The 14075-nt window shown below is 71.8% G+C and carries 12 protein-coding genes and 1 riboswitch; of the genes, 7 read left to right on the top strand and 5 right to left on the bottom strand.

Annotated features, from left to right (window positions below):
* Window positions 1–41: 41 nt before the first annotated feature.
* Window positions 42–1367 carry a polysaccharide pyruvyl transferase family protein gene (locus E1211_RS01900; protein ID WP_132344702.1) on the bottom strand — a complete coding sequence of 442 codons (1326 nt, stop codon included), beginning with the start codon at window positions 1365–1367 and terminating at the stop codon, window positions 42–44.
* Window positions 1368–1665: 298 nt separating this feature from the next.
* On the opposite strand from E1211_RS01900, the gene E1211_RS01895 reads away from it, so the two are divergent.
* The 5 genes from E1211_RS01895 to E1211_RS01875 all read left to right on the top strand — a co-directional run bounded on the left by E1211_RS01895 (window position 1666) and on the right by E1211_RS01875 (window position 6827).
* Window positions 1666–2814, top strand: coding sequence for an acyltransferase (locus E1211_RS01895; RefSeq protein ID WP_132344700.1), 1149 nt, complete (start codon window positions 1666–1668; stop codon window positions 2812–2814).
* A 215-nt stretch (window positions 2815–3029) separates the two neighbouring features.
* Window positions 3030–3473, top strand: coding sequence for a hypothetical protein (locus E1211_RS01890; protein WP_132344698.1), 444 nt, complete (start codon window positions 3030–3032; stop codon window positions 3471–3473).
* Window positions 3474–3621: 148 nt separating this feature from the next.
* Window positions 3622–4395 carry a hypothetical protein gene (locus E1211_RS01885; RefSeq protein WP_132344696.1) on the top strand — a complete coding sequence of 258 codons (774 nt, stop codon included), beginning with the start codon at window positions 3622–3624 and terminating at the stop codon, window positions 4393–4395.
* A 363-nt stretch (window positions 4396–4758) separates the two neighbouring features.
* A riboswitch (cyclic di-AMP (ydaO/yuaA leader) is annotated at window positions 4759–4902 on the top strand.
* A 242-nt stretch (window positions 4903–5144) separates the two neighbouring features.
* A complete protein-coding gene (locus E1211_RS01880; RefSeq protein ID WP_132344694.1) occupies window positions 5145–5963 on the top strand; it encodes a C39 family peptidase in 819 nt (272 codons plus the stop codon).
* 120 nt (window positions 5964–6083) lie between these two features.
* Complete coding sequence (locus tag E1211_RS01875; RefSeq protein WP_132344692.1) at window positions 6084–6827, top strand: alpha/beta fold hydrolase; 744 nt, start codon at window positions 6084–6086, stop codon at window positions 6825–6827.
* A 55-nt stretch (window positions 6828–6882) separates the two neighbouring features.
* Here the strand turns inward: E1211_RS01875 and E1211_RS01870 are convergent, their stop codons facing one another.
* The 4 genes from E1211_RS01870 to E1211_RS01855 all read right to left on the bottom strand — a co-directional run bounded on the left by E1211_RS01870 (window position 6883) and on the right by E1211_RS01855 (window position 12019).
* Window positions 6883–8598, bottom strand: a complete 1716-nt coding sequence (locus E1211_RS01870) for a CDP-glycerol glycerophosphotransferase family protein (RefSeq protein ID WP_132344690.1) — start codon at window positions 8596–8598, stop codon at window positions 6883–6885.
* A 43-nt stretch (window positions 8599–8641) separates the two neighbouring features.
* Window positions 8642–10138 carry a bifunctional cytidylyltransferase/SDR family oxidoreductase gene (locus E1211_RS01865; RefSeq protein ID WP_132344688.1) on the bottom strand — a complete coding sequence of 499 codons (1497 nt, stop codon included), beginning with the start codon at window positions 10136–10138 and terminating at the stop codon, window positions 8642–8644.
* Window positions 10139–10326: 188 nt separating this feature from the next.
* On the bottom strand, window positions 10327–11124 hold the full coding sequence (locus E1211_RS01860; RefSeq protein WP_132344686.1) for an ABC transporter ATP-binding protein: 798 nt from the start codon (window positions 11122–11124) through the stop codon (window positions 10327–10329).
* Window positions 11117–12019, bottom strand: coding sequence for an ABC transporter permease (locus tag E1211_RS01855; protein WP_132344684.1), 903 nt, complete (start codon window positions 12017–12019; stop codon window positions 11117–11119). The genes E1211_RS01860 and E1211_RS01855 overlap by 8 nt, the downstream gene beginning before the upstream one ends.
* A gap of 163 nt (window positions 12020–12182) precedes the next feature.
* On the opposite strand from E1211_RS01855, the gene E1211_RS01850 reads away from it, so the two are divergent.
* Both E1211_RS01850 and E1211_RS01845 read left to right on the top strand, forming a co-directional pair.
* Window positions 12183–12836, top strand: a complete 654-nt coding sequence (locus E1211_RS01850; protein WP_132344682.1) for a TetR/AcrR family transcriptional regulator — start codon at window positions 12183–12185, stop codon at window positions 12834–12836.
* Between the two features lie 120 nt (window positions 12837–12956).
* The gene (locus tag E1211_RS01845; protein WP_132344680.1) at window positions 12957–14066 is read left to right on the top strand and encodes a DegT/DnrJ/EryC1/StrS aminotransferase family protein; all 1110 of its coding nucleotides are present in this window, start codon (window positions 12957–12959) and stop codon (window positions 14064–14066) included.
* Window positions 14067–14075 lie beyond the last annotated feature (9 nt).

Here is a 14075-nt window from a genome sequence, read left to right as displayed (position 1 = left end):
CCGGCGGCGGTGAGCTTACTGAACAGCGGTCGAGCGGGAGGTTAACGGTTGAGGATGCGCCGCATCCGGCCGCCGACGGCCTGCCGTATCTGGACGTGCAACCGCACCTGCTCGAGGCTCTTCATCTCACCGCGCAGCCCGTCGGCGTGGTCGCGCAGCCACTGCAGCCGACCCAGCAGGACGTCCTGGTTGGTGGCGGCGGCGGGCCGTACGGCCGGTGGGTAGTTGGTGGCGCGGACCTGCTCGTCGAAGCGGGCGGGGCTGTCGCTGTCGGCGAAGGCGTTCGGGAGGTCATGCTTGGCGAGGAATGCCAGCATCGTCTCGAATCGCGCCTTGTGCCCGTTGTTGAGGGCCGTGTAGTCCGCCTCCTGGTACAGGTCGGCGGCGTCGACGTCGGCCGGCACGTCCTTCATGACGCGGTGCGGGATCTCGAAGTACCGAGCCAGTTCCAGCGTGCGGGAGTCGTGCGCGAACAGGTAACCCGGCGTACCGGCGATCAGGGCGGTGATGGTGCCGTGGATCCGGGTGCCGAAGTTGAAGTCGAACCCGGAGAGGTAGTCCATCCAGGTGGACGGGTCCACGAACATCCGCACCTTGTCCTCGGTGAAGAGCGGGTGCGAGGTGTGGATCGGGATCTGGCTCGACTTGCCCCGGTCCTCCGGCGCGTCGCCGTAGAGCAGGGTGCCGAGGGTCTTCAGGTCCTGCGGGATGTAGCGCAGGTTCGGGTACTTGCGGTGGTGGTTGGCCACCACCTCCGCCATCGACTTCACGTACGGCGAGATGGTCATGGCGATCCGGTCGTGCTGCTCCAGGAACGCCTTGCGCTTCTCCACCCGAAGGTTCTCCCCGTGCAGGAACATCGACGGGCAGCCGATCACGTCGACCGCCGAGAAGCCCAGGGAGCGGAGGTAGTCGCCGGTGATCTCCCCCCGGACGCCGATGCTGTGCGACCGGTCGAGCACCGCTTTGACGAACGCCTTCACCGCGTCGTCGATGGGGCGCAGGTATTCCAGGTCGCCCTTGACGTTGGTCTGGGCTCCCACCCCGAGCACCACCACCGGGATCCGCAGCCGCTGGATGAGCCGGGTCAGGTTGCCCAGGCGCTCGGCGTAGCTGCGCCGGAAGGCGTTGGCCAGCGGTACGACGAAGACGTCGTACCGCTCGTTGATCATGTCTGCCTCGCGGAGGTTCGCCCGGAACGCCGTCGGGTCGATCCGGGTGTTCGCGGTGCTGAGCAGCTTGTACGCCGCGTGGCTGAACACGAGGTTGCCAGCGTTCTCCCCGATCCAGTTCTGCTCGAAGGTCTCCTCCGGCGAGTAGACGTCGAAGGGGCCCTTCTTGGCCCGCATCAGGATCCGCTGGTGCATCGGTCGCTCCACCTCTCGTCCGTCCGCGACGGCACCTCGCTGCCGTTGGTGCGGTGCCACTCGGAGGTGCGCCGCATCCATCACCTCCGAGCCCCGCGATATTAAGCCACCGGACATGCACGGCATGCCGCGGCGTCGGAGTCGTACGACCGGCCGCCGGTCGTCATCCGCGTGGCGAGATAGGGTGCCCCGAACGGGCGGCCTGGATCAGTGGCGCCGCCGGGCGGCGGCCTCCGGAGCTCCGGGGGACGGCCGGGTCACGGGCGGCAGCCCGGGCGCCCCGGGGGAGGAGAGGTACATGCTGGTGACGGTGGGAGACCCGACGGTGGCGCCGACCGCCGGGGGCGGCGCTCCAGCCGGCCGGCTGCCCTCCCTCACCGGACTGCGCTGGATCGCGGCGCTGCTGGTGTTCGGGTTCCACGCCGGCACCATGCGGATCATCGCCGAGCCCGACTACCAGGGCGTGGTCAGCAAGGTCTTCAGCCTCGGTCTGTCCGGTGTGGAATTCTTCTTCATCCTCAGCGGCTTCGTGCTGGTCTGGTCGGCACGGCCGGGGGAGCCCCGGCGGACCTTCTGGCGTCGCCGGTTTGCCAAGATATGGCCGAACCACGCGGTGCTCTGGGCGGTGGCGCTGCTGGTGGCGCTCTGGTTCGCCGACCCGGTGCGGGTCGGCGTCGCGGTGGAGAACCTCCTCCTGCTCCAGGCCTGGGACTTCCGGGCCGGCCACTTCTACAGCGTCAACAACGTGAGCTGGTCGCTCTCCTGCGAGTTCTTCTTCTACCTCTGCCTGCCGCTGGCGCTGCCACTGGTGCGCCGGGCACGACCCTGGTCGCTCTGGGCGGTCGTCGTCGCGGTGCCACTGCTCATCCTGGCGCTCTGGCCCGCCCAGCTGCTGGTGCCCGAGGAGCACCGCTGGTGGTTCACCCAGGTCTTCCCGCTGACCCGGTCCCTGGAGTTCTGGATGGGGGTGGCCGCCGCCGAGCTGATGCTGCGCGGCCGGTGGCGCGGGCCACGACTTCCGCTCGCCAGCGTCCTCTTCGTCGCCGTCTGGGTGGCCGCCGCGGGCTGGATCCGGGCCGAGTTCTGGGCCGCGCTCCTGGCGGCGGCGTACGTCCTGGTCATCACCGCGGCGGCGGATGCCGACGTACGTGGCCTCCGCTCACCGTGGCGGTCCCGTCCGATGGTCTGGCTCGGTGAGGTCTCGTTCGCCTTCTACCTGGTCCACGTTCTCGTCATGACGACCGTGCTGCGGTTGACGGGAGACTGGGGCGTCGGCTTGCCCGGGTGGTGGGGGCCGGCCGCCGTGCTCGGGTTCCTCGTCCTCAACCTCGCCCTGGCCGGGCTGTTGCACCGCTGGGTCGAGATGCCGATGATGCGCCGGCTCGGTCCCCGCCGCATCCGCCCGCCCGCGGTCGCCGCCGCCCCCGCGCAGGCACGCCGGCGCTGAGAGTCGCGCCGCACCGGACCGACCCGGTCGTCGAGCCTGCCGGGCGACGCCGCGACCGGGACGGCCGACCTCCCGGAAGCCGAGTCGATGGTCACGCCCGGCTCCGACCTTTCCCCGAGCGCCGGAGCGTCCACCCTGGCCGATGCCATCGGCGCGGCGTTCCGACACGCCCGGCTCCGGTACGACTGCGGCGGCGACGGGGGTAGCGTTGCCCCATGCCGTCCCTCGCGCTCACCGATCCCTTGTGGTGGGTGGCGCGTTGGGTCGCTCGGCTGCTGGCCGGCCTCACGGTGCTCGGCGCGTTGACCGTCGGGTCGCTGTCGCCGTTCGAGGCCCCGCAGCCGGGAGCCGCCGCCGAGCAGGCGCCGGTGGGCGCCTCGTGGGCCTGCGGCTGCGCGCCCGCGTCGACCGGGGCCCCCGGCTCGCCGGTCGTCACCGTCGCGGCCGTCACCCACCCGGACGTCACCGTCACGCACCGCGCCACCGCCGACTCCGGGGTCCCGACGGCCGCCGGGCCGGCCGCGCACGGCGTCGCCGGCGAAGGGTCCGCCCTCGCCGCACCGGTCGCCGCCTCGGTCACCGTCGCGGCCACCGAGGCGGAGCCGCAGCGCAACGCGATCCGGACCGTTCGCGCGCCCCGGGCCCCGCCCGGAAGCTGACCCCGACGGCAGGGGCGAGCAGGTCGCCCCGCCGTGCCCGCCGAACGTGTCAACCGCGCCCGCCCCGGCGCCCGGCGTGGCCGAACCGGCCTCGCCCGGCCGGCCGGGCGGCTCCCGCATTCGCGTCTGCCTGTTCTGAGGTGCCGACATGGAGAAGACCGTCCTCTACCAGTTCCTCGTCGAGGTGCCGCAGGCCGCCGCCATCTGGTCGGCCCTGCTGCTGCTGGCCCTGATCGTGCTCACCGTGCTGGTCGCCCGCCCCGACCGCGACCGGCCGGAGGGCGACCCGAGCGCCCCGGCCGTGCCGACCGACCGCGAGCTGGCGGCGGCCGAGTCGGCCGACCTGCGCCGGTACGCCGACGAGGTGGCCGTCGCCGCGGCCGGCGCGGCGCAGACCGCCCGCCGGAGGCGGGCCGCGTGGTCATCGGCCCAGACCGACCTGGACCGGGCCTGGGCGGCGTACGACGAGGCCGAGAGCGCCGCCCGCCGGTTCGTCGGCGCCGGTGCCCTGCCGACACCCCGCACGCCTCGCACCCCGATGGAGTACGCGGCCCGGGAACGCCACCTGCACCGGGCGGCCACCGCGGCGTACTGGCGGGGTGATCTCACCCTGCGCCAGCTCGGCGACGTCTTCGGCCGGCGTGACGGCTGGGATCCCCGGCTGCACCCGGTCGACCAGGAGGTGCGCCTGGCCCGGGTGGTGCGGGACGGGCGGCTGGCCGGCTACCGGGCGGCCCAGGAGCGGGAGCGCAACGCCTGGCGGGACGCCGAACTCGCCGCCGACGCGGCCCGTGCCCTGGCCGCCGAGGCGTACGCGGCGGCGGCCCGGGTCCGCCCGGCCCGGTCGACGGCGAGCCGGCCGGCGGCCACCGCCCCCGCCCGGCTGGTGACCGCCCGTTGGCGGCCGGCGAGGGTGGGCTGACCGGGCGGTTCCCGGGCCTCGCTGCGGCTCTCCGGCGGCGGCCCGGCGAGGTCATCGGCCGGCTTCCGCTCCAATTCGGCGCGGCAATTCGGTGACGCCGGTCACAGGAATCCGGAAACGGTCAGTGGGATCAACCGATCCCAATCCTCCCCGCCTGCCGGAGAGGTTGCCGACGAGCTGTCCCGTTGTGGCCCTCCGGGTGCCACCCGAACTGCGCGTCCCATTGATTCACGCCAGCGCCGCACCGCCCGGAAAAATTGTTCGGTGGAACAGGTTTGAGCAGGTGAGACGGGGTTGGCAGGCCCAGCGGCGGCCAGTACTGTCAGCCCGTCCGGTGCGGTAACCGATCGCAAGTGGCGACGCCGCGCCGACCCGCCTAATCGTCGATTTCACGAGCCGGGGACCCACATGTACGTCCGGGGTGAATCCGCGAGCCACGGCCCGCGGTAGGGCGATCTTCCCGCCCGAATCCGTCAGCTAACCCGGTAGGCGGTGCCGGAAGGAGTTCCATCCCTGTGGTGCACGAACCCACCCCTCGGCCGTCCCCGAACCTCCACGGCGCCCCGGTGCCCGCGCTCGCCCGCCCCGTAGCAGCGAGCTGATCCGGCACCCGCGTCTCGCCGCCCGGTCCACCGGGCGTCCCCTGAGCGACCCACCAAACGTTCCGCGGACCCGGTCCGCGTGGTGCCGCCTACCCGGTCTCCGGTACGGCTGCCGGTCGCTCACCCCCCCCGAACCGTGGAGGAACCGTGAAGCACACCTTGAAGCGTCAGCTCCGTCGCCTGGCCGGCGCGCGCCCGTACCAGGTCGCCGCCGCCTCCGCCACCGCCGTGGTGCTGGCGACCACCACCGGCGCCCTGCTCAACGGCGCCGACGAAGCACCCGCCGCGCAGCGCGCCTCCGCCGCGGTCGCGGCGGAACTGCGCAGCGACGCCGGCATCGCCTCCCTCGGCGAGCAGCGGCCCGCGACGCCGGCGACCAGTTCGCCCACGACCAGCGCGCCGGCGGCGAAGAAGTCCGCGGACCCGGACCTGACCCGCAAGCCGGCACCGCCGAAGCCGCCGGCGAGCAAGGTCCTCGACTACGACTACCAGGCGCAGACCACCTTCTACTACTGCGGGCCCGCCGCCACCCGGAACGCGCTCAGCGCCGCCGGCATCGAACGCAGCCAGGACGACCTGGCCGCCCGCCTCGGCACCACCGAGATGGGCACCAACTCCGCCGAGGACACCACGCGGGTGCTGAACGCGATGGTCAAGGGCAACCCGTACAAGACCACGATGTTCCCGACGGCGCCGCGTCCGGCCCAGATGGACCAGCTCCAGGCCGACGTCGTCCGGGCCATCACCGACGGGCGCGGCGTGGTCGCGAACATCGTCGGCGACGCCGTCGACACCGACGGCGGCTGGCACTCCTTCGGCGGCGGGCACTACATCGCCGTCGTCGGCTACCGGGACCAGGGCCGCACCGTGAAGATCGCCGACTCGGCGAACCCGGCCGTGCCGTCGTACTGGATCACCACGATCGACCTGGCGAACTGGATGACCTCCCGCGGTTACTCCGCCTGACGACCGCGCGCACGTCGGGCGCCGGCACCCCTGACTCGGGGGCCGGCGCCCGACGTCGTTGCGGCCCGCTGTCGGATCTCCGCCCTCGCCCTGCCGACGCCCCGGTGGCACACTGCGTCCATGACCGACGCCGATGCCCGTACCGCCGGTCGGCCCGCCCTGCTGCTGCTGCACGGCATGGGCGCGACCGGCGAGGTGTGGCTGCCCGGGGCGGCGCTGCTGGAGCGGCGGTGGGCGGGGCGCTGGCTCGCGCCGGACCTGGCCGGCCACGGCACGTCACCGCCGCTGCCCGCCTACTCCTTCGCCGCGCTGGCCGAGCGGGTGGCCGCCGCGCTCGCACCGGAGGAGCGTCTGATCGTGCTGGGTCACTCGCTCGGCGGGGTGGTCGGCCTGACACTCGCCGCGCGCGGCTCCGGGCTGCCGGTCGCCGCCGTCGTCGGGCTCGGCATCAAGGCGATATGGTCCGACGCCGAGCTGGCGAAGGCGCGCGAGTTGGCCGCCCGTCCGGTCGCCTGGTACCCCAGCCGGGACGAGGCCGCCCAGCGCTACCTGCGGGTCTCCGGGCTGGCCGGGCTGGTCGCCCCGGACGATCCGCGGGTGACGGCCGGGCTGCGCGAGGTTGACGGGCGCTGGCGACTGGCCATGGACCCGGGCGCGTTCGCCGTCGGCGAGCCGGACCTGGCGGCGTTGCTGGCCGCCACCGACGTGCCGGTCCTGCTGGCGCGCGGCGAGTACGACCCGTTGGTCACCGACGCACAGCTGCGGCGTTACGGGGTTCCGGTCGCCACGCTCGCCGGGCTCGGCCACAACGCCCACGTCGAGGACCCGGAGGCGGTGCTGGCGCTCGTCGAGACCTACTGCTGAGCCACCACCGGGTCGGCGGTGGCCGGGAAGGCGGGGAGTCTCCCCGGCCACCCGCTCAGACGATGGTGGGCAGGGGCGTGGCGTCCGTCTCGACCGGCCGAACGGCCCGCGGCGCCGGCGGCTTCCCGGCCGGCTCCAGCTCCCGCCGGGCGGCGGCGAGGAATGCCTCGGCGTACGACTCGGCCGGAAAGTCGCCGAGGTAGCGACGCCGGGTCTCCCAGCGCTGCGCGGCGAGCGGGTCGCTGTCGAGCAGCCGGTCCAGCACCTCGTCCAGGTCGGCCATGTTCCGGCGCAGCACGTAGCCCGCGGCCGCCAGCGGGAACCGCTCGGTGAACGAGTCGCCGTCGGCGCCCATGTCCGTCACCGCGAACGGCTTGCCGGAGTAGAGGTAGTCCGAGATGACTCCGGAGACGTCGGAGATGAGCGCGTCGGACCGGTTCACGCACTCCACCAGGCTCAGGTCCCGGCTGGCCGCCGCGCCCCAGAGGTGCTGCCGACCGGTCCGCGTCCGGTCGGCGGCCAGCAGCTCGGTGAGCCGGCCGAGCTGCCGGGCGGACGCCGGATTCTGCGTGGTGTACGGGTGGGCGCGCAGGATGACCGTCACGCCCCGGTCCAGCAGCCGCCGCAGCAGCGGCTCGGCCACCGGCAGCGAGCAGTAGTCGGCGTCCGCGTGGTGGCCGGTCCAGGTCGGTGTGTAGAGGACGGTCCGGGGGGTGTGCGCGGGCAGCCGCTCGGGACGTACCTCGATCGACTCGACCTGGGGGCGGCCGACCACCACGAACTTCTCCGCCGGGATGTCCACGCCGACCCGCGCGTACCGCTCGATCGCGGCCTGCCCGGCCACGAAGATCCGGTCGAAGATCGCGGAGACCGGGTTGGCGCTCGGCGCCTTGTCGCTGTCGCCGTGGTGCAGCTGCACGTGGGTCAGCTGGGTGAACCGGATGAAGTGGCTGTTCTTCGCGCCGTGGTTGACGTAGAAGGCCGCCCTCAGGCTCGGCACCAGCACCTCGTCCAGCGCGCGCAGGGTGGGGCAGTAGACCACCGGGGCGCCGGTGGCCGCGGCGATCGGGGCCAGGAACTCCGGCTCGCGGAGCACCACCAGGAACGGCCGGCCGATCCGCTCCAGATACGGCAGCCACATGGTGACCTGGTACTCCGACCCGGGCGGTGCGGAGAAGTAGAGCACGAACTCCGGTTCGTACGCGCGCAACGCCCGGGGCACCGTCCCGCCCGACGCGGACGGCCGGAAGCGTCGCCGGGCCAGGTCCGCCCCGACCGCCCCGGCGCCGGCCGCGACCAGTACGGCCGCGACCAGCGCCGCCGGCGCGGGCAGGGTCAGCGCGGCGGCCAGCGCCACCACGGCGAGCAGGCCGAGCAGCGCGTCGCCGAGGTGCGTGGCGACCAGCGGAGCCCAGGACCGCACCGGCAGGTTCGCGGTGCGGACCTCCAGGCCGCCGGCCTGGCGCAGCGGCCCGACCAGCAGCACCAGCCCGAGCAGGGCCAGCGCGGTGGCGGCCAGCGCCGGGTCGAACCCGTCGTCGAGCCGCCGTGCGTACGCGACCAGCACGGCGGCGGCGATCAACGTCGTCTCGGCGGCGGTGTCCGCGCCGGGGCGGATCCGCCGCTCCATGGCCGCGGCCCCGAGGGCGGCGACCGTCAGCGCGAGGCCCCAGCCGGTCGCGCCGGTCAGCGCGGCGGTGAGGAAGGCCAGTACGGCGAGCCCGACGCTCAGGCACCGGGCGATCAGCTTGCGGAACAGGTCACCACGCATGTTGCTCCGTTCACGGCCGTTTCGAGGATCAGCAGGTGCGCCGTCAGCCCACGGCGTCGGCGCCGGCCCGCACCGCCTGGGCGGGCACCGCCGGCGGCGCCTCGCCCTGCGGCCGGCGTACGTCGATGACCTGCCCGGTGAGTTCGGAGATCAGTACGTCCAGCGAGGCCTGCGCCACCGCCTCGGCCGAGAGCAGGGTGTGCTCCGGCTCCTCGCCGAAGGCCCGGGTTCGCATCGGGGTGGCCGTCCGCTCCGGGTTGACGCAGTTGACCCGGACGCCGACCTCCGCCCACTCGTCGGCCAGCGCCTGGGTGAGGTTGACCAGCGCGGCCTTGGTGGCCGAGTAGAGCGCGTAACGCGCCCGACCCCGGGTGTACGAGCTGGAGGTGTAGAGCAGCAGCTGCCCCTTGGTCTGCTGGAGGTAGGGCAGGGCCAGGCGGGCCACGGTGACCGGTCCGACGAAGTTGACCTGGAGGACCCGGTCCATGGTCTCCTCGTCCATCTCGGCGAGGTTGCCCTTCTCGAGTACGCCCGCGGTGACGACCACGTGGTCGATCCGGCCGGTCGCCTCGAACGCCGTCTTCAGCGCCGCTTCGACGTCCTCGGGTCGCTCGACGTGGGTGCCGGTGCTGCTGCGGCTGAACGGGAAGACCTGCGCGCCGTGGCGGGTGGCGAGTTCGGCCAGGTCGTGGCCGATGCCGTAGCTGCCGCCGAAGATGACCACGGTCCGCCCGGTCAGCTCCTCCCGGTAGCCGCGGTGGTCGGCGAGCCGGGGCACCCGCGCGGCGGCGAGCTGGAAGAGCTTGTCCGCGAGGTGGACGTCGACCGGGTGGGTGACCTTGATGTTCTCGTCCGAGCCGTCGATCACCTTGATCGGCGTGCCGGGCAGGTAGCGCAGCACCACGCCACAGTCGTCGGTGGCGGCGAAGTGCGGGTCGCCCTCGGCCAGCCGGTAGGCCTCGCGAATCGTGCCGGAGCGGAACGCCTGCGGGGTCTGGCCACGGCGCAGCGAGGAGCGCACCGGGATGTCGGTGATGCACTCGTCCTCGTCCACCTGGATGATCGTGTCGGCCGACGGGATGGCCACGTCGACCGCTGAGTAGGTCCAGAGGGCGTTCACGCACTCGCGGACGATCCGGTGGCTGACCAGGGGCCGCACCGCATCATGGAAGAGGACGTTGCAGTCCTCCTCGCCGATGGCCTCCAGGGCGATCCGGGTGGTCTCGTTACGCGTGTCGCCCCCCTCGATCACCTTGCTGACCTTGTGCAGCCCGGCCTTCTCGACGATTCGCTGTGCGTCGGGCACGTGGCCGACCGCCATCAGCACGATGATCTCGTCGATCTCCGGCGCGGCCTCGAAGACGGCGAGAGTGTGTTCGATGATCGGCTTACCGGCGATCTTCAACAGTTGCTTGGGGATGCCGAGTCCCAGTCGTGTCCCGGTCCCCCCGGCGAGGATCACAGCCACCGTCCGCGAGGGCCGCCAGGGTGCCGGCGTCGCCGGCGTGGCGTCCGTCGTGGTGGTGTGGCGCTGCGTCATTACCGTCCCTCGCTTCTGCCTGATGACGTGCTTTGTGTCCGGGTGACCGGATGGCTCGGCGACGGCCGGTAGGTCGAGGCCTCGAACCCGGCGTGCCATGAACCACGGGTGGCGCCCAGAGAACCTTAGCGCCTATGACTGAGCGCACCGGCCGGGCCAGCGGACCGGTCGATGCGCTCGTCGAGGCGCTACTTTCCTTCGTACGCGTCGCAGACCTCGTTGGTCGGGCCGTCCATCTTCAGGACGCCGCCCTCCAGCCAGATGGTCCGCTCGCAGGTGTCCCGGATCGAGCCGAGCGAGTGGCTCACCAGGAAGACGGTGCCGGCGCTGTCGCGCAGCTCCCGGACCCGCTGCTCGCTGCGGGCCCGGAACTTCCGGTCGCCGGTCGCGAGCGCCTCGTCGATGAGCAGTACGTCGTGCTTCTTCGCCGAGGAGATGGCGAAGCGCAGCCGGGCGCCCATGCCGGAGGAGTAGGTGCGCATCGGCAGTGAGGCGAAGTCGCCCCGCTCGTTGATGCCGGAGAACTCAATGATCTCCGGGGCCAGCCGCTTGACCTCCTCCGGCGGCATGCCCATGGCCAGGCAGCCGAGCACCACGTTGCGCTCGCCGGAGAGGTCGTTGAGCAGGGCCGCGTTCACGCCGAGCAGCGACGGCTGCCCGAGGGTGTAGACCGCGCCTCGGGCTGGCGGGAGCAGGCCGGCGATGGCCCGCAGCAGGGTCGACTTGCCGGAGCCGTTGCTGCCGATCAGCCCGATGGCCTCGCCCTGATACGCGGTGAAGCTGACACCCTTGACCGCGTGTACCTCCCGGATGTTCGGGGCGTTGGTGCGCGACACGATGCGCTTCAGGGCGGAAACCGGGCTGCTGCCGCTGGTGGCGCCCTTGTGGATTCGGTAGATCACGTGCACGTCGTCCACGACGACGGTGGGAATCCGACCAGCGTCCGTCACGGCGATCTTGCCCGCCGGCTGGGTCTGCTCAGCCACGGCCGTACTCCTCTTCTCCGCGCCAGAAGTAGACGAACCCGCCCAGGCCCATGACGACCGCCCAGGCTATGGCGAGCAACCAGAGCCGGGTGGGCGAGGTGACCAGGTTCTCCTGGTTGGACTCCAGCAGGGCGTGCCGGGCCAACTCGATGTAGACCAGTGGGGGGTTGCACTCCAGCAGGTTGGCTGCCCAATGCGGCAGATGCTGCCGGAACAGCGTGACCGGGTAGAGCACGCCGGAGGCGTACAGCCAGGTCCGCATTACGAAAGGCATGACCTGCTTGAGGTCGGTGACCTTGGAGCCGAGCCGGGCCATCACCATGGTCAGCCCGACGTTGAAGATCGTCTGGAGCAGCAGCATAGGTATGATCAAGAGCCAATTGAAGGTCAGCGGCTCACCGGTCAGCAGCACGATGCCCGCCAGCACCACCATCGACATGAGTAGCTGTTGGAGCTGGATCAACGTGACGGTGATCGGCAGCGCGGCGCGGGGGAATTGCAGAGCGCGGATCAGGCCCAAGTTGTTGGTGATCGCGCTGGTGCCGTTTTGCACTGCGGCCTGGGTGAACATGAAGACGAACACGCCGGTGCAGAGGTATGCGATGAAGTTCGACACGTTCCGGTGCTGGGACAGGATCACGCCGAAGATCAGATAGTAGACCGCCGCGTTGGTGAGCGGGGTCAGCACCTGCCAGAGCTGGCCGAGCTGGGTACTGCTGAACGAGGACGCGACCTTGGCCCGCGAATATGTGGCCATGAAGTGCCGGTACGCCCAGAGCATGCGGGCGTATTCAACGAGGGGCGGGCGTTCCCCGGCGACCCGTAGTCCGTACCGTTGCGCGAGCTGAGCGGGGGTCAGCCCAGATTGGGGGTCGGCCACGGCGGTGTTGGCCATTGTCAGGCGCTCCGATCTTTCGTGCCGATGGGGAGCAGTGAGAGTGTCGCGGCGATGAAATCTAGCGTGGCCGGTGCGGGGAGGGCTGCCGCGCTGCTGCGTGGAAGGTAGTGGAAAACACGTCGGGACGCAACCGTACCGTCGTTGCGCTACATTGTCCCACGTGAAGACCGAGAAGAGGCGCGCTCCAGCCGGCGCGGCCGTTCTTCGCGACGACATCACCAGCGCCATCCGTCGCGCCGTCATGAGGGAACTCGCGCAGGTCGGCTACGGCCGGCTCTCCATCGAGGCGATCGCCCGGCGGGCCGGTGTCAGCAAGACGGCGATCTACCGCCGGTGGCGTTCGAAGCTCGAGCTGGTGCTCGACATGGTGACCGCTGTCGCAGGACGGAAGCTCCCGCTGCTGGACACCGGCAGCCTGCACGGCGACGTGCAACTGCTGCTGATGGTCGCGTCGGCGGCCCTCGGGCACCCGCTGGCGTCGCAGATCATCCCGGATCTGTTGGCCGAAGCCGCGCGCAACCCGCAGATCGCGGAGACCCTTCAGAGGGCGCTGCGTGACTACCAGAACCGTATCGGCGAGCTCGTGGTCGGCCAGGCGGTGGCCCGCGGCGAGCTGCCCCGGGGCGCCGACCCGTCCATTGCGATCGACCTGATCGTCGGGCCGGTCTACTGGCGGCTGGCGATCTCCCGGACGCCGCTGGAAGCCGCTCAGCTCGCCGATATGGCGACGGCGATCGTGGCGGCGCTGCGAGTAACCTGTTCTGGTTTGGCGGATCAGGTGTCAGCGGCTTCTGACATTCATCCCTCGACCTGATCTGAGCAACATCGGGCCGGCACGTGAACCTTGCGGTCGTGTCAGTTTCCGGGAATTGGAGACCGGCTAGTATCGCCATCCGAACCCCCGCCAGCACCATCTAGACCCAGGAGGACCCCCATGGCTGGGCAGCACCCAGACTTCATCCCACCAGCGCGGCCGATCATCGGTGAAGCCGAGGTCGAGGCGGCTGTGCGGGTGCTGCGCAGCGGCAAGGTGGTGCAGGGCCCCGAGGTGGCGGCGTTCGAGGAGGAGTTCGGCGAGCTGGTCGCCGGGCGGCAATGCGTTGCCGTCAACTCCGGCACCTCGGCACTCCAGCTGAGCCTGATGGCGCTTGGGTTCGGCCCCGGTGACGAGGTCATCGTGCCCTCGTTCTCCTTCGCGGCCAGCGCCAACGCCGTCCGCCTGGTCGGGGCCGAGCCGGTCTTCGTCGACATCGAGCCGGGCAGTTTCTGCGTCGACCCGGAGGCGGTCGCGGCCGCGGTCACCCCGCGCACCGTCGCCATCATGCCGGTGCACCTCTACGGCCACCCGGCCGCGATGGACCGGATCATGGCCATCGCCGAGCGGCACGGCCTCGCCGTCGTCGAGGACGCGGCGCAGGCCCACGGCGCCACGCTGCACGGCACTCCGGTCGGCGCCTTCGGCACCGCGGGCTGCTTCAGCTTCTACCCGACCAAGAACATGCACTCGCTCGAAGGCGGCATGATCACGACCGGGGACGCCGGGCTCGCCCGTACCCTGCGGCTGCTGCGCAACCAGGGCATGGAGCAGCGGTACGCCAACGAGATCGTGGGTGCCAACATGCGTATGACCGACGTCGCGGCCGCGATCGGCCGGGTGCAGCTCACCCAGCTCGCCGAGTGGACCGAGCAGCGCCAGGCGAACGCCAAGTTCCTCGACTCCGCCATCACCGGCATGCTCACCCCGCCGGTGGCCGATGGTGCCCGGCACGTCTACCACCAGTACACGGTGCGTACGCGGGGTGACCGGGACGCTGCGCAGCAGCGTCTCACCGAGCTGGGCGTCGGGAACGCGGTCTACTACCCGACGCCGATCCACCGGCTCAAGCCGTTCCTCACCGAGGACGGCAAGCCGGGCCCGTGGGAGCTGCCGGAGACCGAGCGCGCCGCCGTCGAGGTGATCTCGCTGCCGGTGCACCCGTCGCTGAGCCAGGCCGACCTCGAGCGCATCGCCGAGGGCGCGAACCTCGCCGGAGGTGCCCGGTGAGCGAGCGAA

It is taken from the genome of Micromonospora sp. 15K316 (assembly GCF_004348525.1).
Taxonomy (GTDB): domain Bacteria; phylum Actinomycetota; class Actinomycetes; order Mycobacteriales; family Micromonosporaceae; genus Micromonospora.
Note: the sequence above shows the minus strand (reverse complement) of the source record. Positions and strands in the feature narration are given on the sequence as shown.

Excerpts from the sequence above, each read along its gene's own strand:
- E1211_RS01900 (WP_132344702.1), bottom strand. The coding sequence starts at position 1,367 with ATGCACCAGCGGATCCTGATGCGGGCCAAGAAGGGCCCCTTCGACGTC.
- E1211_RS01895 (WP_132344700.1), top strand. The coding sequence starts at position 1,666 with ATGCTGGTGACGGTGGGAGACCCGACGGTGGCGCCGACCGCCGGGGGC.
- E1211_RS01890 (WP_132344698.1), top strand. The coding sequence starts at position 3,030 with ATGCCGTCCCTCGCGCTCACCGATCCCTTGTGGTGGGTGGCGCGTTGG.
- E1211_RS01885 (WP_132344696.1), top strand. The coding sequence starts at position 3,622 with ATGGAGAAGACCGTCCTCTACCAGTTCCTCGTCGAGGTGCCGCAGGCC.
- E1211_RS01875 (WP_132344692.1), top strand. The coding sequence starts at position 6,084 with ATGACCGACGCCGATGCCCGTACCGCCGGTCGGCCCGCCCTGCTGCTG.
- E1211_RS01870 (WP_132344690.1), bottom strand. The coding sequence starts at position 8,598 with ATGCGTGGTGACCTGTTCCGCAAGCTGATCGCCCGGTGCCTGAGCGTC.
- E1211_RS01865 (WP_132344688.1), bottom strand. The coding sequence starts at position 10,138 with ATGACGCAGCGCCACACCACCACGACGGACGCCACGCCGGCGACGCCG.
- E1211_RS01855 (WP_132344684.1), bottom strand. The coding sequence starts at position 12,019 with ATGGCCAACACCGCCGTGGCCGACCCCCAATCTGGGCTGACCCCCGCT.
- E1211_RS01845 (WP_132344680.1), top strand. The coding sequence starts at position 12,957 with ATGGCTGGGCAGCACCCAGACTTCATCCCACCAGCGCGGCCGATCATC.